Source organism: Pedobacter nutrimenti, from assembly GCF_003208655.1.
Lineage (GTDB): Bacteria > Bacteroidota > Bacteroidia > Sphingobacteriales > Sphingobacteriaceae > Pedobacter > Pedobacter nutrimenti.
The window spans coordinates 293257-320233 of the sequence record NZ_QKLU01000008.1; the positions used below are offsets into that span (position 1 = coordinate 293257).

At 42.6% G+C, this 26977-nt stretch carries 21 protein-coding genes; 15 read left to right on the plus strand and 6 right to left on the minus strand.

Going from position 1 to position 26977, the window contains the following annotated elements; genetic code table 11:
* Window positions 1-35: 35 nt before the first annotated feature.
* Window positions 36-1268: a porin gene (locus B0O44_RS20965; RefSeq protein WP_110834044.1), complete on the minus strand. Its 1233-nt coding sequence runs from the start codon at window positions 1266-1268 to the stop codon at window positions 36-38.
* 182 nt (window positions 1269-1450) lie between these two features.
* On the opposite strand from B0O44_RS20965, the gene B0O44_RS20970 reads away from it, so the two are divergent.
* From B0O44_RS20970 to B0O44_RS20980, 3 genes are all read left to right on the plus strand, one after another.
* Window positions 1451-1789, plus strand: coding sequence for a hypothetical protein (locus tag B0O44_RS20970; protein ID WP_110834045.1), 339 nt, complete (start codon window positions 1451-1453; stop codon window positions 1787-1789).
* A 79-nt stretch (window positions 1790-1868) separates the two neighbouring features.
* Window positions 1869-3470: a SulP family inorganic anion transporter gene (locus B0O44_RS20975; RefSeq protein ID WP_110834046.1), complete on the plus strand. Its 1602-nt coding sequence runs from the start codon at window positions 1869-1871 to the stop codon at window positions 3468-3470.
* 6 nt (window positions 3471-3476) lie between these two features.
* Window positions 3477-4142, plus strand: a complete 666-nt coding sequence (locus B0O44_RS20980; RefSeq protein WP_110834047.1) for a carbonic anhydrase — start codon at window positions 3477-3479, stop codon at window positions 4140-4142.
* Window positions 4143-4213: 71 nt separating this feature from the next.
* Here B0O44_RS20980 and pruA read toward each other — a convergent pair whose 3' ends face one another.
* Entirely contained in the window at window positions 4214-5848 is a 1635-nt protein-coding gene (pruA, locus tag B0O44_RS20985) for an L-glutamate gamma-semialdehyde dehydrogenase (RefSeq protein ID WP_110834048.1), read from the minus strand.
* A gap of 110 nt (window positions 5849-5958) precedes the next feature.
* On the opposite strand from pruA, the gene lpxK reads away from it, so the two are divergent.
* Genes lpxK through B0O44_RS21000 form a run of 3 tightly spaced genes read left to right on the plus strand, consistent with a single transcriptional unit; the run spans window position 5959 to window position 9792 of the window.
* Window positions 5959-7026, plus strand: coding sequence for a tetraacyldisaccharide 4'-kinase (lpxK, locus tag B0O44_RS20990; RefSeq protein ID WP_110834049.1), 1068 nt, complete (start codon window positions 5959-5961; stop codon window positions 7024-7026).
* Entirely contained in the window at window positions 6986-7801 is an 816-nt protein-coding gene (locus B0O44_RS20995) for a purine-nucleoside phosphorylase (RefSeq protein WP_110834050.1), read from the plus strand. The genes lpxK and B0O44_RS20995 overlap by 41 nt, the downstream gene beginning before the upstream one ends.
* Window positions 7801-9792: a putative porin gene (locus tag B0O44_RS21000; protein WP_110834051.1), complete on the plus strand. Its 1992-nt coding sequence runs from the start codon at window positions 7801-7803 to the stop codon at window positions 9790-9792. The genes B0O44_RS20995 and B0O44_RS21000 overlap by 1 nt, the downstream gene beginning before the upstream one ends.
* A 22-nt stretch (window positions 9793-9814) precedes the next feature.
* Here the strand turns inward: B0O44_RS21000 and B0O44_RS21005 are convergent, their stop codons facing one another.
* On the minus strand, window positions 9815-10996 hold the full coding sequence (locus tag B0O44_RS21005; RefSeq protein ID WP_211321430.1) for an asparagine synthetase B: 1182 nt from the start codon (window positions 10994-10996) through the stop codon (window positions 9815-9817).
* 179 nt (window positions 10997-11175) lie between these two features.
* Between B0O44_RS21005 and B0O44_RS21010 the strand changes: the two genes are divergently transcribed.
* Both B0O44_RS21010 and B0O44_RS21015 read left to right on the plus strand, forming a co-directional pair.
* A complete protein-coding gene (locus B0O44_RS21010) occupies window positions 11176-11637 on the plus strand; it encodes a peptidylprolyl isomerase (RefSeq protein WP_110834053.1) in 462 nt (153 codons plus the stop codon).
* Between the two features lie 31 nt (window positions 11638-11668).
* Window positions 11669-12208: a DUF5606 family protein gene (locus B0O44_RS21015; RefSeq protein ID WP_110834054.1), complete on the plus strand. Its 540-nt coding sequence runs from the start codon at window positions 11669-11671 to the stop codon at window positions 12206-12208.
* Window positions 12209-12470: 262 nt separating this feature from the next.
* Here the strand turns inward: B0O44_RS21015 and rlmH are convergent, their stop codons facing one another.
* Window positions 12471-12944, minus strand: coding sequence for a 23S rRNA (pseudouridine(1915)-N(3))-methyltransferase RlmH (gene rlmH, locus B0O44_RS21020; RefSeq protein WP_110834055.1), 474 nt, complete (start codon window positions 12942-12944; stop codon window positions 12471-12473).
* A gap of 98 nt (window positions 12945-13042) precedes the next feature.
* Between rlmH and B0O44_RS21025 the strand changes: the two genes are divergently transcribed.
* Both B0O44_RS21025 and B0O44_RS21030 read left to right on the plus strand, forming a co-directional pair.
* The gene (locus tag B0O44_RS21025; protein ID WP_110834095.1) at window positions 13043-14872 is read left to right on the plus strand and encodes a MutS-related protein; all 1830 of its coding nucleotides are present in this window, start codon (window positions 13043-13045) and stop codon (window positions 14870-14872) included.
* A gap of 161 nt (window positions 14873-15033) precedes the next feature.
* Window positions 15034-16368 carry a GH1 family beta-glucosidase gene (locus tag B0O44_RS21030; RefSeq protein ID WP_110834056.1) on the plus strand — a complete coding sequence of 445 codons (1335 nt, stop codon included), beginning with the start codon at window positions 15034-15036 and terminating at the stop codon, window positions 16366-16368.
* A 188-nt stretch (window positions 16369-16556) separates the two neighbouring features.
* Here the strand turns inward: B0O44_RS21030 and B0O44_RS21035 are convergent, their stop codons facing one another.
* Entirely contained in the window at window positions 16557-18833 is a 2277-nt protein-coding gene (locus B0O44_RS21035; RefSeq protein ID WP_110834057.1) for an aconitate hydratase, read from the minus strand.
* A gap of 287 nt (window positions 18834-19120) precedes the next feature.
* Window positions 19121-19738: a polysaccharide deacetylase family protein gene (locus B0O44_RS21045; RefSeq protein WP_110834059.1), complete on the minus strand. Its 618-nt coding sequence runs from the start codon at window positions 19736-19738 to the stop codon at window positions 19121-19123.
* Between the two features lie 83 nt (window positions 19739-19821).
* Here B0O44_RS21045 and B0O44_RS21050 point away from each other — a divergent pair, with 83 nt between their 5' ends.
* From B0O44_RS21050 to B0O44_RS21070, 5 genes are all read left to right on the plus strand, one after another.
* Entirely contained in the window at window positions 19822-21198 is a 1377-nt protein-coding gene (locus B0O44_RS21050) for a TolC family protein (protein ID WP_110834060.1), read from the plus strand.
* Between the two features lie 38 nt (window positions 21199-21236).
* Window positions 21237-22610, plus strand: coding sequence for an efflux RND transporter periplasmic adaptor subunit (locus B0O44_RS21055; protein ID WP_110834061.1), 1374 nt, complete (start codon window positions 21237-21239; stop codon window positions 22608-22610).
* A gap of 74 nt (window positions 22611-22684) precedes the next feature.
* Entirely contained in the window at window positions 22685-23683 is a 999-nt protein-coding gene (locus tag B0O44_RS21060) for an NAD(P)H-dependent glycerol-3-phosphate dehydrogenase (RefSeq protein WP_110834062.1), read from the plus strand.
* A 46-nt stretch (window positions 23684-23729) separates the two neighbouring features.
* Window positions 23730-24053, plus strand: coding sequence for a hypothetical protein (locus tag B0O44_RS21065; RefSeq protein WP_170123384.1), 324 nt, complete (start codon window positions 23730-23732; stop codon window positions 24051-24053).
* Between the two features lie 132 nt (window positions 24054-24185).
* Window positions 24186-26963, plus strand: coding sequence for a TonB-dependent receptor (locus tag B0O44_RS21070; RefSeq protein WP_110834064.1), 2778 nt, complete (start codon window positions 24186-24188; stop codon window positions 26961-26963).
* Window positions 26964-26977: the final 14 nt, after the last annotated feature.

Genomic DNA, 26977 nt, shown 5'->3' on the forward strand with positions numbered 1-26977 from the left:
ATTTTTTTATCCTCTAAACTTTTCTAAATTAACAATTACCAGCGATATTGCAGCCTGGCGGTAAACACATCATCTTTCAAATCTTCGGTATAGCCAGGTAAACTGGTTGGATCATTTACAACGTGTTCATTATACAAAGTTATTTTTACGCGTGTATTGAGTACATAGGTCAAGCCGTAACCCAGCGTGCTGAATTTGATGTCACCTGCAGAAGTATTGCTCTTTAAACCAATGTCACTTTCCTTTAATTTCCGGTTGGGGTCGTAAGCATCATAAGCCAGCAAGGCCGTAAATTTCGATTTTGCAATTTGTTGGGTCAGCCATAAATAGTAACCTGAAAAGGGGCGCAGGTACAGGTCTGTGGTTGGCTGGGCAGAAAAACTCTGACTGGCCATAGGGCCATTAATACTGGGCGAAGAAGCCACACCAGGCTGGGTTCCTCCGATATACTCTGCCTTAAAAATAGTTTTCCCGAAGGTATTGTCATACTGAAGCTGAAGATTTCCTCCAAAATAATCTCTTTTGGCGTTCCATCCTACATTTTCGGCGCCGCTGTGTTTAACATACTGATCTCCTTCAAAAGTATAATAGCTTTCTGTATCATTTCTCACGCTACCCTTGTAAACCGAGCCCCCAAAACCGATATGCAGTTTTTTATTGGCCAGACTGTCAAATTTAAAAGCAAGATTTCCGATCACATCTTTTTTAGAGTCATAATCCCGGGCTGCATAACCGCTACCACTAACCAGGGCCAGGTCTGCGGTGATGAATTTAAAAATGTTCTTAGGATGGTAGCTGATCATGGCGCCGATATCCCTTTCCCGGGGCATCAGTGTTTGGAACACCCGGGCCCTTTCCGGAAAATCGCGGAAACCTGATGAATAGACAATGGAGTGCCCGAAAGGACGGTTAAACAAACCCGCTGTAAAAATAAGGTCTTTGGAAGTGGGCCTGTAAAGCTGTATAAAAGCATCCATGAGCTGTACCCCGTTTTGTGTGGCATCGATTTGAAAAACAATACTGGAGTACTTATCCACACGGTCTATTTTTAATCTTCCGCGCCGGATGATAAAACGGTCCCTGGAGTTTTTTGAAAAATCCCCACCTGAAAAAGACAGAATACCTTCAGACTGCGCCCTTTGATACTGTGTCTGCAGGTAACCGGTAATGGCAATTTCATGGGGGTCATAAGTGGATGGGGCGTTGTTGCTTTGACTCCGGGCGGCCAGTGGAAATAAGAGGGGTAACAGAAGTAGGTATCGTTTCATAGGCAATTGCTCATCGCGGTGCTAAATTACGTTTAATGTATAATTTTATGGTAAGCTCCTGTTGTTTTTTGGAATGTAAACCATTTAGGGCCTTTTTTTAATTACATTTTTTTTACAACTTAATTTGCTTATTAGGGAAGTTTGGAACTATTTTTGGGAAAAAGAGATAAGCAAAAATAAACATGAGCTTAAGAAAATACCGTTTACTGATTGTAATTGCCTTCATTGGCATCTTCTCAGCGAAGATGGTAATTTCTGCTGCGCCTGTATTTTTTGCCCATCTGGATAAAGAGATCATCAAAAATGTAATTATGCAGATTGAACTGGAACATGGTTCTGAGGGAGATTCTGCAAAAACGCTGAAATATGTAGATTGCAAATTGATTGCTTTGCATGCACCTTTTTCCTATGTTCCGGTGCGCTATCATTTCTTTATCAGGAACAGTTATATTGATCATTTCAAAAGATATGTAAATCCATATCACCCTTCCGTGCCGACACCTCCTCCTAACTTGGTATAAGTTTTTTTATAGAAGCGACTGTTATTTAAGTCGTTACTGTATAGTAAAATAATTATATACACGAATAAAATTTAATTTTATGCAAGAAGGGAATTCAATCTTTTCAAGGTTGGACGTAAAGAAATATATTTTAAAAAAGAACCTGAAGCGTGATCTTCCGGCGAGTATTGTAGTGTTTTTAGTTGCACTGCCACTCTGTCTGGGTATTGCTTTGGCTTCAGGTGCACCGCTTTTCGCAGGATTGATTGCCGGAATTATCGGAGGGGTAGTCGTTGCGAGTTTTAGCGGATCACAATTAAGTGTGACCGGACCAGCTGCTGGTTTAACGGTAATTGTACTGGGTGCGATTGCACAACTGGGATCCTACCAGACTTTTTTGCTGGCCGTTGTGTTGGCAGGGGTAATGCAAATGGTTTTGGGAATGATTAAAGCCGGAACGATCGGGAATTACTTTCCTTCGAGTGTGATCGAAGGAATGCTGGCAGCGATCGGGTTAATTCTGATCCTTAAACAGCTCCCACATGCTTTAGGAGTGGACTCTGATTTTCCTGGAGACGAGAGTTTTTTCCAGAAAAATGACGAGAATACATTTTCGGCAATTAATAGTGCACTGAGCCATTTTAGCCTGGCGGCTATTGTCATTAGTGCTTTATCCATCGCCATACTTTTATTTTGGCCGAAAATTAAAAAAGTCAGCAGCATCCCCGCCCCCTTAATTGTCGTTGTGCTGGGGATTGCACTAAGTTATGCATTTAAAAGCACCTCTTATGCGCTGGAAGCCAAACAGATGGTGGCTATCCCCGTGGTACAAGGCTGGTCGGAGTTTATGGGACTGTTCACCCTGCCTAATTTCGCGGCGATAGGAAATAAAGACGTATGGGTGGTTGCAGGTACCATTGCGATTGTTGCAAGTTTGGAAACCCTGCTGAGTATTGAAGCTGTTGATAAGATCGATCCGATTAAAAGGATTTCCCCGACAAACCGCGAACTTTTTGCCCAGGGTATCGGGAATGTGGCCAGCGGAATGATTGGCGGTTTACCGATGACTTCAGTTATTGTAAGAAGTTCTGCGAATGTGAATGCGGGCGGAAGAACAAAAATGTCAGCTATTTTTCATGGCTGCTGGTTATTGTTGTCCTTATTGTTTATACCAGGAATTATCAATATGGTTCCGCTGGCCTGTCTGGCGGCGATCCTGTTGGTAACGGGTTATAAACTGACCAGAATAGAATTGTTTAAGCATATGTACCACAAAGGCTGGGACCAGTTTGTTCCTTTTGTGGTGACCGTGGTTGCGGTATTGCTTACAGACCTGTTAAAAGGAGTTGCTATTGGGATGCTGGTTTCCATATTCTATTTGCTGCGCACCAATATGCGTAACCCTTTCTTTTACAGGATCCATGAAGAGGGAAATAAAAAGAACATCAGGATCAAGCTCGCCGAAGAAGTTTCCTTTTTAAATAAAGCCGCCATACAGGTGATGCTCAACAGGATTCCTAAGGAAACTACGGTGACAATTGACGGGAGCAATTCCAGATATATAGATCCGGACGTGCTGGAGACCATTTTTAACTATAAGCACAATGCTTATACCAAAGGAATTATTGTGATATTGGAGGATATAAAATCCCATTACATAGTACCTAAATTAACTAACAAATTAGAAGACATTAATAATTAACATACCATGTGTGCAAAATTAGAACAACAACAAGCTCATCAAATCACCTACGAAGGATTACTTAAAGGCAACAAAGACTGGGTTGCAGCCACGCTGAAAGAAGATCCTCAGTTTTTTGACCGGTTATCCGCTGGGCAGGCCCCGCCGGTATTGTGGATTGGCTGTTCCGACAGCCGCGTGCCGGCCAATCAGATTACCAATACCATGCCTGGTGATATTTTTGTACACCGCAATATTGCCAATGTGGTCACACATACGGACATGAACCTGCTGAGTGTACTGGATTATTCAGTTAATGTATTAAAAATAAAGCACATCATAGTCTGTGGTCATTATGGTTGCGGTGGTGTGAATGCGGCCCTTGGAGATAAACAAGTAGGATTAATCGACAACTGGTTAAGAAACATCAAAGATGTGATCCGTATGCATGAACGTGAAATGTCTACGATTAAAGATCCTCAAAAAAGGTCTGACAGACTTGTAGAATTGAATGCGATAGAAAGTGCCGCTAACGTAATGAGTACTTCTATTGTACAAAATGCATGGGCTTCAGGTCAGGAGCTTTCTGTTCATGCCTGGGTGTATAGCCTGAAAACAGGATTGATTACCGATCTGCAGGTAAGTGCCTCGAATTCCGATGAGCTGTCTCCTGTATTCAAAATGAAAGCGTAAAAAACTGTCTCTTTAGAGATTAGTACTTTGTGAAAACAAAAGGCCCGGTATACACACCGGGCCTTTGTTTTTTAATCTTCAGCTAAAAATGGGTAACGGTAATCCTTTGGCGGATCAAAAGTTTCCTTGATCGTTCTGGGAGATACCCAGCGAAGCAAATTGATCATAGATCCGGCTTTGTCATTTGTACCTGAGCCCCTGGCACCGCCAAAAGGCTGTTGGCCAACAACAGCCCCTGTACATTTATCATTGATATAGAAATTTCCAGCTGCATTGCGTAAACGGTGTGTTGCCTTTTCAATAGCATACCTGTCCCTTGCAATCACTGCACCGGTTAATGCATAAATAGAAGTCTGATCAACCAGGTCTAATACCTGTTCGTAATCTTCATCATTGTAGACGTAAAGTGTCAGTACCGGGCCGAACAACTCTTCGCTCATGGTCACATAATTCGGATCTTTAACGACTAATACGGTTGGTTCAATGAAATAACCTTTAGATTTATCGTAACCACCACCGGCAATCACTTCTACGGCAGGGTCTTTCTTAGCCTCATCAATATATTTGGTTAACTTGTTGAAGGAATTTTCATCAATAACCGCATTGATAAAGTTACTGAAATCTTCTGTTCCGCCCATTTTAAAAGTGGCAAGGTCACGGAGCATAAACTTTTTAACTTCCGCCCAAATGCTTTTGGCTACATACACCCTGGAAGCTGCGGAACATTTCTGTCCCTGGTATTCAAATGCACCCCGGATAATCGCAGTACTTGAACTTTCTGCTTCAGCAGAACCATGGATCAGAATAAAATCTTTTCCACCGGTTTCCCCAACAATACGTGGATAGGTTTTAAATTTGTGGATGTTGTTTCCAATGGTTTTCCAGATGTCCTGGAATACCCCGGTTGATCCTGTAAAATGTATACCGGCAAAATCAGGATGGTTAAAAATAACTTCACCAGCATCCGGACCGGAAACATACACCAGATTGATGACCCCATCAGGTAAACCAGCTTCTTTAAAGATTTGCATTAAAACATTTGCAGCGAAAATCTGTGTATTTGCAGGTTTCCAGACCACCACATTTCCCATCATGGCCACGCAGGTTGGCAGGTTGCCGGCAATAGCGGTAAAATTGAAAGGGGTTAGGGCAAATACAAAACCCTCTAAAGGACGCTGTTCCACCCGGTTCCAGGAACCTTTAGGAGAAACAGGAGGTTGTTGTTTATAAATTTCAGCCATATAGCTGACATTGAAACGGAGAAAATCAATCAATTCACAAGCAGAATCAATTTCGGCCTGGTAAGCGTTTTTGCTTTGGCCAAGCATGGTTGCTGCATTTAATTTATATCTGTACGGACCGGCAATCAGGTCAGCAGCTTTTAAGAAAACGGCTGCACGCTGTTCCCAGGCTAGGTTCTCCCAGTCTGACTTTGCAGCCAGGGCTGCATCAATGGCTTTACTTACATGATCTTTATTCCCTTTGCTGTAATAACCCAGGATGTGCTGATGATCGTGTGGTGGCGTAACTTTTCCTTTACTTTCAGTATGAACCTCGTTTCCACCAATATACATAGGGATATCGATCTGTTTTGACCGGGCATCGGCCAGCGCGGCCTTTAAAAGTTCACGTTCTTTACTTCCTGGTGCATAACCCAAAATGGGCTCATTTACCGGTGCAGGTACGTTAAAAAATCCTTTAAGCATGATAATAAATTGTTGTTTTTACAAAGATAGTTTTTATTTTTCAGCCCGTGTATGGAGTGGGTAATCTGTATCGGATATTCTGGTCGATAATTCCTATTTTTGAAGCAGAAATGATAAACTACCTCAGGCTGTTGCTGCTGCCATTCTCTTTACTGTATGGTCTGGTTACCATGATCCGGAACAAGCTATATGACTGGAAATTTTACCCTTCCATGAAATTCGATGTACCCGTCATTTGCGTGGGAAATCTTGTGGTTGGGGGATCCGGGAAGACACCGGTCACAGAATACCTGGTCGGTTTACTGGACAATTATAAAATTGCCATACTGAGCCGGGGTTATGGCCGTAGCACAAAAGGTTTTATTCTTGCAGATGAAAAAGCAAACGCTGAGCTTATAGGTGATGAGCCAATGCAATACTATAAAAAATTTAAGCAGGTAAGTGTTGCTGTTTGTGAGGACCGGGTAAAGGGAATCCGGCTTTTGGAACAGGAGCATGATCTGATTATACTGGATGATGCTTTTCAGCACAGAAAAGTAACCGCTGGCTATAACATATTGCTTTTTGATTACCGGAAAATATTGTCTCCACAATTTTTATTGCCGGCAGGTAATTTAAGAGAGTTTTTTATGGGCTATAAAAGAGCCCAGCAGATCCTGATCACGAAAGTTTCCGGAAAACTGGACGAAAAGATAAAACATAAAATCCGGCACCGGTTTTCCCCATCGCATTCCCCCTGTTTTTCCAGGATTAAATATGGAACATTGCAGCCCGTCTATGACCAGGGACCTGTGACAGAGAAAATTATTGACCAGGATACCCGTGTACTGCTGCTGACAGGAATTGCCAATCCGCAACCTTTACACTCGTATGTAAAGGAAATGACCCCGCACATCGTGCATTTTGATTATCCCGACCATTATTCCTTTACGGCGGAAGACATCCGCAAAGTTATTCTTGCCTTTGAAAAAGAAAAAACGGTTAAAAAGTTAATCCTCACAACAGAAAAGGACGCCCAGCGTTTATCTGATATTAGAATAAAAGAATTACTTTTAAATTTGCCCGTCTTTTATTTGCCGATTAAAATAGATATACTGGCAGAAGATAAAGCTACATTTGATCAAAATATTATAGATTATGTCTCAAACCATACACGAAACCGCAGACTACATAAATAAAAAGACAGCCGATTTTCAGCCTGAAATCGGAATCATTCTTGGAACCGGCCTTGGTGGTCTGGTGGAAGAAATTGATGTTGCTTTTAGCCTAATGTACCCGAATATACCAAATTTTCCAATCTCTACGCTTGAATTCCATTCCGGCAAACTCATTTTTGGAACCCTGAACGGAAAAAGGGTAGTGGCCATGCAGGGGCGTTTGCATTATTATGAAGGCTATAACATGCAGCAAATTACCTTTCCGGTGCGCGTGATGAAGGAACTGGGCATAAAATACCTGTTTGTTTCCAATGCCGCAGGCTCCTTAAATCCTGATTTCAAAAAGGGAGACCTGATGGTGATAGATGATCATATTAACCTGCAACTGGAAAGCCCTTTAAGGGGACGTAATGATGCAGAAATGGGTCCGCGGTTTCCGGATATGAGTGAACCGTATAACAGAAAATTAATTGCAGATGCTTTGGCCATTGCTGAAAAGGATGGGATCACCTGTCATAAAGGGGTGTATGTTTCGGTTACAGGCCCGAATCTGGAAACCCGTGCAGAATATAAGTACCTCCGGATTATCGGAGGCGATGCGGTTGGAATGAGCACCGTTCCTGAAGTGATTGTCGCAAACCATATGAGCCTTCCTGTATTTGCAATTTCTGTCCTGACCGATGAAGGTTTTCCTGAAGTCCTGCACCCTTTTAGCCTGGAAGATATCCTGGAGACCGCCCGCATTGCTGAACCCAAGATGACAAAGATATTGAGCCAGTTAATTTCCCGACTCTAATGTATAAAATCCTCGCTGTTTCTTTTTTGTTTTCTTGCCTTTTGATGGGAGGCGTAGCTGTGGCGCAAGATTTAAAGACGAATGTCGGTAACAATAAAGAACTGGACTCCCTGAGAAAAAAACTGGATGGCTCAAAAGATTCAGTCGTATTTACCTCAAGATATGTTCGTTATACTACCCTTCGGCTCACCAAGGACAGCATACAGACGTTGCCTTTGGATACGAGTTTAAGAAATTTTCAGAACTATAACGTACTTAACCAGCCCCGCCGGCCTACCATCAATTTAGGAGCCTCCGGACAGGCGGCCAAAGCCCTGCTTTATGAACCTTCAAAAACCATGGGCTTTGATGCCGGTTTTCATGCTTTGGATGTGTATTTACTTAATAACGAAGACATCATTTACTATCAGGCCCGATCTCCTTTCAGTAACCTTTCCTATTACAGCGGAGGGGGAGAAGGTGAGCTGTTCAAGGTGACCCATTCCCAGAATGTAAAGCGAAATTTTAATGTAGGGGCCAACTATTTTAGAATTGGTTCAAAAGGTATTTTTTCAAATCAAAAAGGAGATGATCTGAATGCATCTTTATTTTCCTGGTACCAATCTCCAAATAAGAGATACAATTTATTTGCAAGTGTTGTTTTTAATACACTTAAAGCACAGGAAAATGGGGCAGTAAACAATGATCTTATTTTTACCAATGAGAACAGGCCTGTTGCCAGAGCGGCGGAGGTAGTCAGGTTAAATTCTGCCAAACAGCTTTGGAGAAAGAATGCGTTGGTCCTTAAGCAAACCTATTTTATTGGACGCATTGATACAGTTGAGCAGGAAGTCATGAAGAAGGTGTTGCCGACCAATAAAGTGAGTTACACGATGTCTTATTCCTCTCAGTCCTATAGTTTTCAGAAAAATGAAGCGGACGACCATTCAGTAATTCCAAAAGGCCTTATAGATACGGTTGCGACCAATGATTCGACCAATGTTAAACATTTACAAAATGAATTTATTTATAGTTTTTTTCTACGGGGAAAGTCGAATTCATTTATCAAAAACGAGTTAAAACTGGACGTGGGGATCCGCCATGATTATTACAAATATGAGCAGGTGGCAAGATATGCAGATCGGACAAATTACTACAATTACAACTCTACTTTCCAGAATTCTACCCTATTGGGTGCATTGGGCTATCGGTTCAGTGACAGGATTGACCTGAATGTAGATGTCCAGCAGATTTTTCAGGGGAAACAGTTTGGCGATTTCTTGTATGAAGCCAAAAGTAATGTGCTGCTGAGCAATTCCGTTGGAAGAGTTGTTCTGGGGGCTTATCTGCAGAGTAAATCACCGGAAGAAATTTACAACCGTTATTTCGGAAACCACTACAACTGGGTAAATGATTTTAACAAAACCAAAACTTTAAACCTCTCTTTCAATTACTTTAATGACAAATACAAATTCGAAGCAGGGGCGCAGTACAACCTGATTACGGATTACCTGTATTTTGCACAGGCTGGTGCAGTAGGTATAAAACCGGCTCAGGAAGGGAGTGTGAACCTGTTAAAAATCACGGTAGGTAAGAAATTAAGTTTTGGTAAGTTTAACCTGGACAGTTATATCGTTTATCAGAAAACGGACAAACAGAATGTATTGCGCACACCGGAGTTGTACACTTTTAACAGCTTTTACCTGAACCAGAATTTTTTTAAAGTGCTGAAAACCAATGTGGGTTTTGACCTGAGGTACAATACGGTTTATAATGGCTATGCTTATTCACCCGCTGCGGGACAATTTTATACAACCACAGACCCGGTTAAACTGGCAACCACGCCTATTGTGGATGTCTGGGTCAGGGCCAGTTTAAGAAAGGCCAATCTTTTTGTAAAATACGACTATGTTAACCAGGGCCTGTTGTCCAAAGGTTATTATTCGGTGTACCGTTATCCGATGCCAGACCGTATGCTGAAGTTTGGGGTAAGCTGGAATTTTTACGATTAGAAAAGCTGCCGCTTTCCTTTGGTCAGGTTTTCTGAGGTTTTTTCTTAGCAGCAGGAAACAGGATGTTGTTTAAAATGAGCCGGTAACCTGGTGAATTGGGATGTAAACTCAGGTCGGTGGGCGGGTCTCCAACCGCATGCTGATAATCTTCCGGGTCGTGCCCGCCATAAAAGGTAAACTGGCCTTTACCAAAATCTCCGTGCAGGTATCGGACTTCTTCGGCACCTTTGTTTTCACCCAGTACAGTAATTTCCGGTTTAACCAATGATTTTCTAAAGGCTGTAGTTTGTCCCATAAAACCTTTAATGACCTTTTCGTGGTTTTGGGTTAACATGGTGGGTACGATATCCCATTTGGCAGAAAAGTCAAATAAAGTGAAAAAGTCATTGCTTTGTACCAGGGTCCTGGTCTGGGTAACATCAATGTCCGAAAACTCGTAATTTGCGGGGTTCAGGTCCAGTTTAAAATCCCTGAAAGCGAAAGTCTTCTTGAAATTCAGTTTGGACTGGGCATTAGGATCCGCAGGATCACCATCAAACATCCTTTCACAAATGTCTACACCTTCAGCACTCAGTGCAATGTCAAAACTATCTGTTCCCGAGCACATGGCAAATAGAAAGCCCCCACCAGCACAGAATTCACTGATTCTTTTGGCCACAGCCAGTTTCATTTCCGAGACTTTTTTAAAACCGTTTCGTTTTGCTGCGGCCTCCTGATTGGCTACATCGTCCCTGTACCAGGAAGCATTTCTGAATGCACTCCAGAAACGTCCATACTGACCCGTAAAATCTTCATGATGAAGATGGAGCCAGTCGTAGCCGGTTAGTTTATCTTTCAGGACTTCATCGTCATAAAGCACATCATAGGGTATTTCCGCATAGGTGAGCACCAGGGTTACCGCATCGTCCCAGGGGAGTTTGCTTTTGGGAGAATACACTGCAATTTTAGGGGCCTTTTCCAATTTGACCATTTCCATGTTTACACCCGGATTACTGATTTCATTGAGCAGGGCTGTAACCTTTGCATCCGTAATGACCTGATAGGATACCCCCCTGGTCTTGCATTCGTCTTCTATAGGCTTTGCATATTTAATCAGAAAGCTCCCGCCCCTGTAATTGAGCAACCAGCTTACCTCTGTATTCTGTTTAATGCTCCAATAAGCCAGGCCATAGGCTTTCAGATGGTTTTTCTGATCTTCATCCATATAAATAAGAATGGAAGAAGCCTTTACGCCAAGCGTAAGGACCAAGAGGACCAGCAAAAACAGATACTTTTTGGAAATCATAGTTAAAGGTAATTATAAAATTGTTTTATCCCTCCCCAGAGGTAAATTGCATATAAAAACAATTTTATCTAAGTTTGGCATTTACTTACAAAACGAATATGAGCAAAGCAATAATAAAAACAGAAAAAGGTGATATGACTGTCGAATTTTACGACAAAGATGCACCGAATACCGTTGCCAACTTTAAAAAACTTGCTAAAGAAGGCTTTTATGATGGCGTTACTTTTCACCGTGTGATTCCTAATTTTGTAGTACAAGGCGGTTGTCCGAACTCAAAAGATCCTGCAAAAGCTCATTTAGCAGGTACTGGTGGTCCGGGATATAAAATTGATTGCGAACTTGATGGCGAGAACCAATTTCATGACCGTGGAGTATTGTCTATGGCACACGCAGGAAGAAATACAGGCGGATCGCAGTTTTTCATCTGCCACAGCAGAACAAATACAGCCCACCTGGACAGGAACCATACCTGCTTTGGTAAAGTAACAGAAAATGTAGACCTGGTTGATGACATCAAACAGGGAGATAAGATTTTAAATATCGAGGTGATAGAGGATTAATCCTGTCGCTTTTAGAAAAAGACGCAAACATATGAATTTAAGAGGAATCGTAGCGGTGTCAGGCAGACCAGGTTTGTTTAAACTGGTTGGACAAAACAAGGCAGGATATGTATTGGAAAGCCTGGACGCCCAGAAAGTAAAAATTATAGCGAATATTTCAACCACTAAACTGGCTTCACTGGAAGACATTACCGTATATGGCCAGGAGGATGATTTGAAACTGGTAGACGTATTGTCGAACATCAGCAGCAGCAAAACAAATGTTCCGGACGCGAAGTCGGATGCAGCAGTATTGCGGTCTTTCTTTGAGGAAGTTGCTCCAACGCACGATACAGAGAAGGTTTACACTTCGGACATGAAGAAGATTGTAACCTGGTATCATTTGCTGAAAGATCTTCCATTGTTTAGTGAGGAAGCAGCTGGTACTGAAGAGCAGGATGCGGTTAAAGCAGAAGAAAAAGTGGTAGAGAAAAAGCCAAAAGCAAGCCCTAAACCTTCGAATGCGAAAGCACCGAGTAAAACAGCTCAGCCTGCAAAAAAAGTAAACATGACCAGTAAAAAAGGCGTGTAAGCTGATACAACATAAAAAAAGCCGGATACTTAAAAGTATCCGGCTTTTTTTATGGCCAAAACGATTTGCCCTGAGCTCAGAGCAGATACCAGATCAACGCAAATGCGATGGCCGAAATGATAATGGCCAACCAGTAACTGCCTTTTGCAGTACTGGTATCACTTTTAAATTTATATTTCCTTAAAAAATCTCCGGGCAACATACAAACCTCCTTTTATACAATGATGATGATTCTTTTTAATTTCCACAAGATGTTCTCAAATTATTCATGATGATAAGGCTCTCCTTTAAGGATGCTAAAAGCCCGGTATAATTGTTCCACAAAAAACAAGCGGACCATTTGATGGGAAAAGGTCATCTCAGATAAAGAAATACTGGAACCAGCCCTTTTATAAATACTTTCATCAAAACCATAAGGCCCTCCGATGATAAAAACCATATGTTGTACACTGCTGATCATTTGTTTGTTCAGGTAGTTTGCAAAAGAGACAGAACTGTGTTTTTTCCCCTTTTCATCCAGTAAAATGACCATGTCCAGATTACTGATCTGTTTAAAAATCAGTTCAGCTTCTTTTGTTTTTTGCTGTGCCTGGGTCAGGTTTTTGGTGTTTTTTATTTCAGGTATCACCACCAGGTTAAAACCAATATAATGTTTAAGTCTGTTCAGGTATTTGTCAATTCCTTCGATCAGGTATTTATCTTCGGTTTTGCCAACCACCAGCAGGGTAATCTTCATGGAGGTAATTTGTTTAGGTTTTAATTTTTTAAATGTCCAAAGCCCACCAGGACTTTATTAAGTTGCTATATTTAACAACTCAAAGAATTTTCAAATATATGCTAAAAACTAAAGAAGAGATTTTAAACAGTTATCAAAATCACATATTGGTGCAGCAAAACCTGATTCAGGTGCTTGGCCGTAAACTGAATAACATTTCTTTTTCCCGTTTGGGGCTATTTGTTGCAGAGTTACTCATCGTGGCCCTGATGATCCAGCAAGGGTTTCACTGGATCTTTTCTGTGCTGCTGTTTATCCCTGTGCTCTTGTTTTTAATGCAGGTTAAAAAACAGGTAAAAGTTCAGCAGGAGCTGGAATATGCGAAGCAATTGCTGTGGATATTTCAAAATGAAGAGGATCAGGTCCTGAGACATAAAAACGGGTATTCGGATGGAAAAAATTACGAACAGGAACAACACCCTTACGCCTCGGACCTGGATATTTACGGACCGGCTTCGCTGTATTCGCTGCTGAACCGGTGTAAAACCGTTAAAGCGCAGGACCTGCTGGCCAGGCATCTTGGAGTACCCTTAAGTAAAACGGAAATAGAGGAAAGACAAACTGCCATCGAAGAGCTAGGGGGGCATATAGACGATACTTTTCATTTCCGGGCAAAGCTTCAGGCACACCAACCCGAGCAGCTGAGAAATATAGAAAGAAAACTGGTCCATGAACTGCCCTTACAGTTGCATTTTATAAGACATAGATTTTTAAAATCATATGTGTTGCTTGTTCCCTTTTTAACAACTGTTTTTTTTATTGCCGCATTATTTTTAGGAGGCTTATGCTGGAATTTTTTTGCCTTGCTTTTGCTTTTTAATGCAGGCCTTACCTTTCTGAACCTAAGCAGAATCAATCAGGTGTATTCTGGCTTTAGCGGTAGTGCGAACCTGTTGAAGGCTTTTTCGGGAACCATTGCCTGGACCGAAGGAATCTCCTGGAAAAGTGCGTACATCCTTCAGTTTTTTAAGGGCGCAAACCAACAGGTCAGTGTAAGCGCCAAGATTAAAAAACTATCTTCCATTATACAGGATTTTGATGCGAGATTAAATCTTCTGGTTGCCTCCTTTCTGAATCTTTGTTTTTTATGGGACCTTAGATGCTGCCTCAGGCTATCTAAATGGTATGAAGGATCTTCAGAACAGATTTTACAGGGTTTGTACAGGATCAGTCAATTTGAAGAGCTGATCTGTTTTGCAACTTTAAAGTATAATGAACCTTCCTGGCAATTTCCGGTCATCAGCTCTGTTTTTGGTTTGAAAGCAAAGTCCCTTGGGCATCCTTTGATCGAGGAAAAAATAAGAGTAGCGAATGATTTTGAACTCCAGCCACAGGCAACAGTGGATGTGGTTACCGGATCGAATATGGCCGGAAAAAGTACTTTTTTAAGAACTGTTGGCATTAATATGGTGCTGGCTTATGCCGGAGCGCCGGTTTGTGCTGCAGAATTGAGCTTATCTATTTTTAACGTTCTTTCCTATATGCGCATTAAAGACTCGCTTAATGACCAGACTTCTACTTTTAAAGCAGAGTTGAATCGTTTAAAAATGATCCTGGGCCATTCCAGCGAGCAGGAAAATGCTTTTGTCCTTATTGACGAAATGTTAAGGGGGACAAACAGCCGGGATAAGTATTTAGGCTCTAAAGTTTTTATCCAGAAAATGATTAAACAGCATACCCCGGCTTTGTTCGCTACCCATGACCTCCAGCTGTCGGAAATGGTTAGTGCCTATCCTGAGCAGTTGCGCAATTATCATTTTGATATACAGATCACCGAGCACCAGATGCATTTTGATTATCGGCTGAAACATGGCCCTTGTAAAACTTTCAATGCAGCCATTTTGTTAAAGCAAATAGGCCTGAGTTTGACAGACGAAGAAAGCGCTTAGGTGATCTTGTTGTTTTTTTAACATGGATTTAATATGTAATGTCCATCTTGTCGGTTAATTTAAGGTTAAGGTCAACCTGACGGGCTTAAGTTTACCATCAAAGGGGGCATTGGCAAAAGAAACAACAGGAACTACTGAAAAAGACAATAAATATAAAATAGATGAAAGCATCTGACTTTGGAGATGATTTCTTCTGGGGGGTGGCTACAGCAGCCGCACAAATTGAAGGCGCATCCGCAAGTTATGGAAAAGGACCATCCATATGGGATACCTTTTCGAAACGGCCCGGTAAAATTAAAAAAGGCCATCATCCTGAAATGGCCTGTGACTTTTATCATCGCTACAAACAGGACATCGCCCTTTTAAAAAGCCTTGGTTTTAGCGTGTTCCGTTTTTCCATTTCCTGGTCGAGAATTTTGCCTTCCGGGCAGGGAGCAGTGAACCAGGAAGGCATCCGCTTTTATCACCAGGTGATAGATGAATGTCTTTTGCAGGGCATCACCCCTTACATTACCCTTTACCACTGGGATTTACCTGAGGCCCTGGAGCAGGAAGGTGGCTGGACGGCATTTAGCATCAATACAGCCTTTAACCATTTTGTAAAAGTCTGTGCAAAAACATATGGGGATAAAGTGAAAAACTGGATCGTACTGAACGAACCTTTTGGTTTTACCTCTCTGGGTTATATGCTGGGCATACACGCTCCGGGTAAAACCGGGCTGACCAATTTCTTTTCAGCGGTACACCATACCGCGATTGCACAGGCTGAGGGCGGAAGAATTCTTCGGGCAGAGGTGGCCGGAGCAAATATAGGAACGACATATTCCTGCTCACAAGTGGTTCCCTATACACAAAGTGATGCGGATGTTCTGGCGGCAAAACGGGTAGACTGTTTAATGAACCGCCTGTTCATAGAACCCGCTTTGGGTATGGGTTATCCGCAGGCAGACTGGGATGTGATGGAAAAATTTTCCATTAACCACTCTACCTGGAGACATACCGAGCGCCTTACTTTTGATTTTGATTTTATCGGATTACAAAACTATTTCCCGATTACCATAAAATACAATGCCTTTATCCCCGTGCTGCAGGCCTGGGAGGTGAAGGCAAAAAGTCGTAAAAAACCACATACCGGCATGGGCTGGGAAATTAATGCAGACAGCTTTTATAATGTAATCCGGCAATTTGCCGCTTATCCAAAGGTAAAGAACCTGATTATAACCGAAAACGGTGCTGCTTTTCATGATAAACTGACCGGAACAAGGGTTCATGACCAGGAAAGAATCAGTTATTTTAAGCTGTATCTGGAGGCTTTGTTGCGCGCTAAAAAAGAAGGCATCAACATCAAAGGCTATATGGCCTGGACCCTGATGGACAATTTTGAATGGGCCGAAGGTTATAATGCCCGTTTTGGCCTGGCTTATACCGATTTTAAAACTCAGGAAAGGATTGTGAAGGACTCAGGGCTTTGGTTTCGGGAATTCCTTAGTCAGTAACTTTGCAGGGAATAGGATCAATCCTGACAAATCTGGCAAACGCTATTCCAGGACTGGCGCCTGACCAGGCTCCCTGAAAGCGGAGCATCTGAACCCTTCCATCCAACATCTATAAAAAAACCAACCAGGGTCCATTAAAAAAGGCCATCCCTGGGGATAGCCTTTTGTTTATATACAATATAAAAACTTTATGCGTTTTTAGCAGCAGCTTCTCTGCGGATGATGTTTAATGCACCTCCTGCTTTGAACCATTCAATCTGCTGGGCGTTGTAGCTGTGGTTCACTTTAATCTCCTCTTTAGAACCGTCTTTGTGGTTTAACACAACCGTAAGGGGAACATTAGGGGTAAATTCAGTTAAGCCAATGATGTCAATTACGTCGTCCTCCTGAATCTTGTCATAATCCTCTTTGTTCGCGAAGGTTAAGCCAAGCATACCTTGTTTTTTAAGGTTTGTTTCGTGAATACGCGCAAAAGATTTAACCAGTACGGCACGAACACCCAGGTGACGTGGCTCCATGGCGGCATGCTCACGGCTGGATCCTTCACCATAGTTCTCGTCACCAACCACGATAGAACCAATTCCTGCAGCTTTATATGCACGTTGTGTAGCTGGTACAGGACCGTACTCTCCGGTCAGTTCATTTTTAACATTGTCTGTTTTCTCATTAAAGAAATTGACCGCACCGATCAGCATGTTGTTGGAAATGTTGTCCAGGTGACCACGGAATTTTAACCACGGACCAGCCATAGAGATGTGGTCAGTAGTACATTTTCCTTTTGCTTTGATCAGCAACCTTAAACCTTTAAGATCAGTACCTTCCCAGGCTTTGAAAGGATCAAGCAATTGTAAACGGTGAGAAGTAGGGGAAACGATCACCTGTACACCACTGCCGTCCGCAGCAGGTGCCTGGAAGCCGGCATCATCTACATCAAAACCTTTTGGCGGTAATTCGTGGCCAGTAGGCTCGTCCAGTTTTACCTGTTCGCCATTGGCATTGGTCAGGGTATCGGTTAGCGGGTTAAAGCTCAGATCACCTGCAATTGCCAGGGCTGTGACCACCTCGGGAGAGGCCACAAAAGCAAAAGTATTTGGGTTACCATCTGCACGTTTTGCAAAATTCCTGTTAAAGGAGTGTACAATGGTGTTTTTTTCTTGTTTTTCGGCACCAACCCTGTCCCACATTCCAATACATGGACCACAGGCATTGGTAAATACAGTTGCCCCGATTTCTTTAAATACATCCAGGAAACCATCACGGTCAATGGTATAACGGATCTGTTCTGAACCCGGGTTAATGCAATACTGGGCATTGGTTTTTAAGCCTTTGGCCGAAACCTGTTTGGCGATGCTTACCGCGCGTGAAATATCTTCATAAGAAGAGTTGGTACAAGAACCGATCAGGCCCACTTCCACTTTAGTTGGCCATCCGTTTTCTTTTGCCACCTCTTTCATTTTTGAAATCGGCGTAGCCAGATCTGGTGTAAAAGGACCATTCAGATATGGTTCCAGTTCAGAAAGATTAATCTCAATCAGTTGATCGAAGTATTTATCCGGATTGGCATAAACTTCAGGGTCACCGGTTAAATGCGCTTTAATCTGGTTGGCTGCATCGGCAACGTCGGCACGGTTGGTGGCACGCAGGTAACGTTCCATGCTTTCATCGTAACCGAAAGTCGAGGTTGTTGCCCCAATTTCAGCACCCATATTACAAATGGTGCCTTTACCGGTACAGCTCATGTTGTTTGCACCTTCACCAAAATATTCAACAATAGCTCCGGTACCACCTTTTACCGTCAGGATACCTGCTACTTTTAAAATCACGTCTTTAGGAGAAGTCCATCCGTTTAATTTTCCGGTTAACTTCACACCAATTAATTTAGGGAATTTAAGCTCCCATGGAAGACCTGCCATGACGTCGCAGGCATCAGCACCACCCACTCCGATGGCCACCATACCCAAACCACCGGCATTTACCGTGTGGGAGTCTGTTCCGATCATCATTCCGCCTGGAAAAGCATAGTTTTCCAAAACCACCTGGTGAATAATACCTGCTCCCGGTTTCCAGAAGCCGATACCATATTTATTGGAAACAGAAGCCAGGAAGTCAAATACTTCTTTGCTTTCTGTATTGGCTGCTGGCAAATCCTGCTCAGCGCCATATTTAGCTGTAATTAAGTGGTCGCAGTGTACGGTCGAAGGTACCGCAACTTTAGGCCTGCCAGCCTGCATGAACTGCAGTAAAGCCATTTGGGCCGTAGCATCCTGCATAGCTACCCGATCAGGAGCAAAATCTACATAGTCAGTACCTCTTACATAGGATGTGCTGGTGTTTTCATCCCAAAGGTGCGTATATAAAATTTTCTCTGAAAGTGTTAAAGGTCTGCCTACTAGTTTACGGGCCGCCTCTACACGGGGTCCGAAGTTTGCATACACCTTTTTGATCATATCTATATCAAAAGCCATTGATAATCTGTGTTAAAAGGTAATATATTAGAATTATTTGTAGCGAATTTACAAAAAAAAACAGGGCTGAGTGATCATCCGCAGATCATTATATTATTTATACATATTCTAAATAATATCTGTAGCATGGCAGAGGTGGTGGCAGCTTTAAAAGGACGTTCAATTGCGGACAATACTGTTCATAAATGAACAGTATGGATAAAATGCCTTCCGTTAATGTGTTGTTGTACGGTTGTTTATGCGTTTTTTTTTGTTCTGGCCTGAACTTAGTGTAAAGCCCACGAAGACTATAGTGCTTTAAAACTATAGCCTTGTTCACTGAAGTACTGTAAGGCACGCGGAAGGGTATATTCCAATCGCTCAAAAGCTTTCAGGCTATCGTGAAAAACAACAATAGAGCCATTAACCGTATGTTTAATCACATTAGTAAAACAGGTATGGGGATCAAGCTTCAGGTCAAAATCACCGCTGAGCACATCCCACATAATGATTTGTACATCAGGCATCAGCTTTCTTATGGCTTTTACCTGGGATTTTTTAATCCGGCCATATGGCGGACGAAAGAGCTTGGTAGCGGTTAGCTCCTGACATTTACTGAAGTTCTGAACATAGGCTTCATTTTCCGTTTTCCATCCTTTAAGGTGGTTGAAGGTATGATTGCCTATACTATGCCCTTCCTCTTTCAGACGTTTAAAAACCGCAGGATGCTTCATAATATTATCGCCAATACAAAAGAATGTTGCCTTAGCATTAAAGCTTTTTAAAGTTTTTAAAACAAAGTCTGTAACATCGGGTATAGGTCCGTCGTCAAAGGTTAAATAAATGACTTTGTCAGAGCGGGTTTTGTTCCAGACCAAAGATGGGTAATACCATTTTAACAGAAGAGGAGATTTAACCAGATACATGCCCAAAGGTATAAAATGTACCGGCTGTATTGAAATTTACAAAATCAGTTAGTTGTTTATCGAATTATTGTGAAATTAGAATTATGAAAATATATAGTGCGTTACCCAAAATCGGTTTGATCCTGTCGGTTGTATTTACAACAGGCTTTGTACAAAAGTCGATGGCACAACAAGTGATTACCATCCAGGAAGCAATTGATAAAACACTTAGCGGTAACTTACAGGTAAAACAGGCGAAGTTAAGCGAAAGTATTTCTGAAGAAGACTTAAGTCAGGCCAAATATGCCTTGCTGCCGAGTTTTAATAATAGTAATAGCTACAACATCAATTTTGGACGGAGTTTAGACCAATCTACCTATACTTATAACAACCGCCAGTTCTCCTCCTACAATGGGAGTGTGTCTGGTAATGTGGTTTTGTTCCAAGGGCTTCAAAAGCTCAATCAGATTAAACAGAACAGATTGTTGTTTACTGCAGATAAAACCAATACGGAAAAAGTAAAGAACGATTTGATTTTACAGGTTGTAACGGCTTATATGCAGATTTTGTATAATAAAGACCTTTTAAAAGCTTCAGACCAACAGCTGGCTGTATCCAAACAGCAGCTGGACGTGCAGCAGCAATTGCTGGATGTAGGCAATAAAACCCTGGCCGATTTATCCCAGGCAAAAGCCCAGCTGGCGACTTCCGAACTCAACAGGACCAATGCCGAAAATGCACTGACCATATCTTATCTGACCTTGGCACAGCTGATGGAAATCCCGTCCTCTTCCAAATACGAAGTACAGGCGCCGGTTCTATCGAGCTTTAATAAACCTTCAGTAAACTATGATCCAGATCAGGTTTATGGTCAGGCCATGGCTACTTTTCCGGATATTAAATTAGCAGGCTTGAGAACAGAAGCCTCCAAAAAAGGAATTGAGGTAGCCAAAGGAAATTATTATCCCAAACTGACTTTCGGTGGAACGCTCGCTTCCAACTTTGCCAGTACCAACAAACGCATTTTGCCAGGTGGAGTGCCTGACCCCTCAGCTTATCACTTTTTTGATCAGATCAAAGATAACTTTGGTCAATCTATTGGATTTAGCCTGAGTGTGCCAATTTTTAATGGTTTCCAGGCCAGGTCATCGGTAAGAAAAGCAAAAATCAGCTATCTTCAGAATCAGACACAGGAGCAACTTGCCAAAAACAACCTGAACAAAGTGATTTACCAGGCTGTTGCCGATTTAAAAGCTGCAGAAAGTAATTATGCTTCGACCACAAACACGTTTCTGGCGCAAAAAGATGCTTTTAATGTGATTGAGCAGCGTTATGCGGTTGGGCTAGTGAATTCACTAGATTACAGTACTTCTCTAAGCAACAAGAACAAAGCAGAAGTAGATATGATCCGGGCCAAGTATGATCTGCTGTTTAAAGCAAAAGTGATTGATTATTATTTAGGAAAACAAATTATATTTTAATACAGCTTAGCATCAATAAACAATAAAACAACAAATCAATGAAACTCAAACACATTATCATAGCCGTCGTTGTACTCATCGCCTTAGTGGTTGTTCTTAAAGTAACCGGCGTAATAGGGGGCAGCGGGGTCGAAAAAGTAACGGTGGAAAAAGCAGCCGACCGGGAAGTGGTTGAAACAGTTACCGCAAGCGGTAAGGTTCAGCCCGAGACAGAGGTCAAGCTAAGTTCTGAGGTTTCAGGAGAAGTTGTGGAATTGTTGGTGAAAGAAGGCGATGTGGTTAAGAAAGGCCAGTTGCTTTGTAAAGTTCGTCCGGACGTTTTGAAGTCTGGTTATGACCGTGCAGTAGCCGCTTTCAGTTCCCAGAAATCATCTGTCGCTTCAGCGGCGCAATTGCTCAAACAAAATGAAGCCAATTTTGTGAATGCTGAAGCAACTTATAAACGTAATGTAGAGTTGTTTGGCAAAAAGGTGATATCTGCTTCAGAGTTTGACGCAGCAAAAGCGACTTACCTGACCGCCAAGACAAATCTGGCCAAGTCCAAAGAAGACCTGAATGCTGCCAAATTTCAAATGGACCAATTTAGTGCCAGCGCCCAGGAGGCAAATGCCAATTTAGCTAAAGCCACCATCTTTGCCCCTGTAGATGGGGTAATCTCAAAACTTTCTGTTGAAAAGGGAGACCGTATCCTTGGAACAGCCCAAATGGCAGGAACAGAAATCATGAGAATTTCAGATCTGGCCAAAATGGAAGTCAGGGTGGATGTAAATGAAAATGACATCAACAGGGTCAATGTTGGTGATAAAGCGACCATAGAAGTAGATGCTTTTGCGGACAAGAAATTTAAAGGTGTAGTCCGGGAAATTGCCAGTTCTTCCAAAGATATCGGGACGACAGCGACTTCTTCGGTAGATCAGGTGACCAATTTTGTGGTAAAAGTGCGCGTTTTGCCAGATTCTTATACAGATGTTAAAAGCGGGGCAAAAGATTTGCCATCTCCTTTCAGACCAGGACTTTCTGCCAGTGTGGATATAGAAAGCGAATCCCTAAAAGGCTTGTCTATTCCTATCCAATCTGTTTTTACAGAGAAAAAATCTTCCACAGACAAACCTAAAGGAGGGGATGATGAGGATAATGGTGAAAATAGTGATAAAAAGGATAAACAAAAAAGCAAGCTGGCGGATAAAACCGTTAAGCAGTATGTGTATACTTTCAATAACGGAACCGTTAAAAAAGTAGAAGTGACTACAGGTATCCAGAACGACAGGTACATCATTGTGAAGTCGGGAATAAAAGCAGGAACCGAAGTGGTTACAGGTCCATATTCCGCCATCCAGAACCGATTAAAGGATGGTGCTAAAGTAGAAAAAACTTCTAAAGATCAGCTCTTTGCAAGCCCTTCGAAAAAGTAAGGCAAAGCAATCGCAATAAATTGAGTAAATTGTCCCGGTTAATTCTGATTAACCGGGATTTTTATTTATACCATATGGGGCCAAAAGTTGCAATGATTGGTGGGGGTAGCTGGGCTACAGCCATCATAAAAATGCTTTCAGATAACATCACCGAAAAAGAGCTGTTCTGGTGGATGAGAAACACCGAAGCCATAGAGCACATCAAAAAATACAGACACAATCCAAATTATTTAAGTTCAGTAGAAATCCGTATTCCTGAAGCCAATATTTCCGATCAGATCAGGGAAATGATTGCGTCAGCAGATTATGTGGTCCTGAATGTCCCTGCTGCTTTCCTGAAAGAAACCCTGAAGGAGTTGGGACCAAAGGACCTGGAAGGAAAAAAGATCGTTTCTGCAATTAAAGGTATTGTACCTGATGAAAACCAGATCATTGGCGAATTTTTAAATGAAAAATTTGGTGTTCCCCTGGAAAATATCCTGGTCATCAGCGGGCCCTGCCATGCAGAAGAGGTGGCCTTGGAAAAGCTTTCCTATCTGACCATAGCTTCTGTTAGTACCGTTCATGCAGAAGAATTTGCCGGTATGCTCAATACCAGGTATATCCGGACAAATGTGTCGGACGATATTTTTGGGACAGAATATGCAGCGGTATTGAAAAATATTTATGCCGTGGCCAGCGGAATTTGCCATGGGGTAGGTTATGGCGATAATTTTCAGGCCGTACTCATTTCAAATGCAATCCGCGAAATTGACCGTTTTGTAAATGCGGTGCATCCGATATCCAGAGATATTAAAGAATCGGCCTACCTGGGAGACTTGCTGGTGACGGCTTATTCCCAGTTCAGCAGGAACAGGACCTTTGGAAATATGATTGGTAAAGGCTATACGGTTAAATCTGCCCAGCTGGAAATGAATATGATTGCAGAAGGCTATTATGCGGTGAATTGTATGCACGTGATCAACAAGAAATACAAAGTAGATATGCCCATCAGCAGGGCTGTTTATGCCATCCTTTACGAAAAGCATTCTCCGGTTATTGAAATGAAATTACTTAGCGAACAGTTGAATTGAAGCAAACAATTTGAACAGAAAGCTGTTATAGCTGAAAAGGATCACTATGAATAAGAAATTTTTTTCAGGGCTATTGGCCCTTGGATTGCTAGCCTCGGTTGCGCTCTCAGCACAAGCCCAGGAAAAGAAAAAAGAATCTTTAGGAAAAAAGATTGAAAAAACTGCCGATAAAGTGGGCAATAAAACCGCAGAGGTGGCCGTAAAAGGGACCTCTAAAATCGGGGATAAAACCTGGAAAGGCAAAATGGCCCCCGATGGTTCCGATGTTTACATCAACAATAAAAACCGGAAATACTATGTCAATAAAAAAGGGGCAAAAGTATATTTGAAAGCCTCTGAAATTAAAACCAGACCGGAAAAAAAGAGTTAAAAACATGGAAAGAAGATGAAAAAGCCAGGATGTTTGTCCTGGCTTTTTTTCTTTGTAATATTTTTGTATAAATACTACCAATAAAGTAGTATTTATAAGATATATTTGTGTTACATCAACGTAACCAATTATATGAGAAGATTTTACTTTATTGTTTTTTTGCTGCTGGGCAGCGCGGTAGCTACCCAATCCCAAACCATTAAAGGTGTGGTGCGGGACACCAGTCAAGCCATTGTAGGGGCAACCGTTTCGGTGGCCGGACAAAAACAGCGCACCGGAACTGACGCAAAGGGCAGGTACGAAATTAAACTGAATGCCCCGGGTACCTATACCGTTCTGGTCAACTACATCGGTTACCAGCAGGCACAGCAAACCATTACCCTGGCCCAGGGTGAAAGCAAAGAACTTGACTTTGTTTTAAAGGACAACAGCAACAACCTGAGTGATGTGGTGGTTGTCGGTTCAAGAAGTGCACCCCGTTCCTATCTGGATACACCTGTGCCGGTAGATGTGGTGGACATAAAAAAACTGACACAAAATGCACCCCAGGTTTCCCTGAACCAGATCCTGAATTATGTGGCCCCCTCTTTTACTTCCAATGTAATGAGCCTGGTAGATGGTACTGACCATATCGATCCGGCCTCGTTACGGGGACTTGGTCCCGATCAGGTCTTGGTGCTGATCAATGGAAAAAGACGACATACCACTTCACTGGTAAACATCAACGGCAGTTTAGGTAAGGGGTCGGTAGGAACCGATTTAAATGCCATTCCAACCTCTGCCATTAAAAGAGTGGAGATCCTCAGGGACGGGGCTGCGGCCCAGTATGGTTCTGATGCCATTGCCGGTGTCATTAATATTGTGCTGAACGACAATGTCAATCAGTTAAACTCCAATTTCACCGCTGGTGGTTTTGCCGGAAAACATTCTGATGGCCTGGATGGTCAGACCATACAAGCCAATGTCAATTACGGAGTTGCCTTAACCGATAAAGGTGGTTTTTTAAATGTATCGGGCTCTTTCGATTATCGCGACTATGCCTCCAGGACCACTCCTTACCGAGGGGTGATCTTTACAGATTACAATAACCCGGCTTTATATCCCACGCCAACAGGAAAAGACATTACCGATGCCGAGCTCCAGCGCAGGGGCTTAAGCCGGTCGGACTTTGTCCCGAATATCGGGCAGTCTAAAAACAGGGGAGGTGCTTTGTTTTTTAACTCCGTCATTCCGGTTTCGGCTGGTGCAGAAGTCTATGCCTTTGGAGGGTTGAATTACCGGAACGGACGTTCTACTGCATTTTACCGCACGCCGCGCCAGCTGACTCAAAACATTGCCACAATTTATCCCAATGGATTTCTGCCCAATATTGTCACCGGTAACCTCGACCAGTCCATCGCGGTCGGTATACGGGGCACACTTGGACAATGGAAAGTCGACCTGAGTAACAATTTCGGGCGCAATAAAATAGATCTGCGGACAGAAAACTCGTTAAATGCATCTTTGCTGAGCGCCTCTCCGACCTCTTTTGAGTCGGGTGGTTTCGCTTTTTCCCAAAACACCACCAATCTGGACTTTTCCCGTTTTTATAAAAATACGCTGAGTGGCCTGAATGTAGCCTTTGGTTTTGAAAACAGGGTAGAGAATTATAGAATCATTGCCGGAGAAGAAGCTTCCTATGTTAATTATGGCAATGCCATTCAGGTAGGTACAGATGGTTCGGGCAAGCCCATTCTGGTGCCAGATCCGAAAGGAAATATTTCTACCCGTTTTGCGGCAAATGGTCAGGCCTATGCGGGCGGTGCCCAGGGTTTTCCCGGTATCAGTAAAGACAACCAAACCACTGCTTCCCGATCTTCTGTAGCCGCTTATACAGATGTGGAACTTAATTTTACGGAAAAGTGGCTTGTAGACGGTGCATTGCGTTTTGAAAATTACTCGGACTTTGGTTCTACGCTGAATGGAAAAATTGCAACACGCTATAAGTTTTCAGATCAGTTTTTACTCAGAGGGGCCTTCAGTACAGGGTTTAGGGCACCTTCCTTACATCAAAGGTATTTCAGCGCCACCTCAACGGTATTTATAGATGGCGCTTTTGTAGAATCGGGGACCTTTGCCAACGACAGCCGGGTGGCCCAACTGTTGGGAATTCCCAAATTAAAGCAGGAAACTTCAGACAGCTACAGTTTGGGTTTTACCTCTAATCTTGGGAAATTTAAGTTAACGGTAGATGCTTACCTGATCCAGATCAACAACCGGGTGATTTATACGGGACAATTCAGTGGCAGCAATGCCCCGGGTGCAAGTGCCCAGGACAAGGAAATCTATGACCTGCTGCGCCAGGCCAATGCAACGACGGCACGTTTTTTTGCCAATGCGGTAGATACCCGTACTAAAGGCATTGATGCTGTCCTGACTTATACCACAGCGCTCAGCGCAGGTACTTTGCGTGCCGATTTGGCCGCAACACTTACCAAAACAGAAATTGTGCATGGAATTCATTCCTCCCCCTTGCTGGCCGGGAAAGAAAATATTTACCTGGACGATGCCAGCCGGATCCTGATTGAAAAAGTAACCCCAAGAATTAAAGCCAACCTGACCCTGGATTACAGCATCCGTAAGTGGAATGTATTTTTAAGAAATGTGTATTTCGGGCAAGTATCTCAGCCAACCAATGTGCTGGCCAATCAGCAGGTATTGCCCGGCCGGGTCATTACAGATATAGGTGCCGGTTATAACTTAACCAGTAACCTGAAACTGACCATTGGGGCCAATAATGTATTTGATGTTTATCCGGCAGAACTGTTGTTGGGTAGCCAGGGTACTTCGGGTATACTCTATCCCAACCAGGCCCCTCAATTTGGTTTTTTAGGCCGTTATGTATTTACCCGTTTGTCTCTTAATTTTTAATGAACCATCAACAA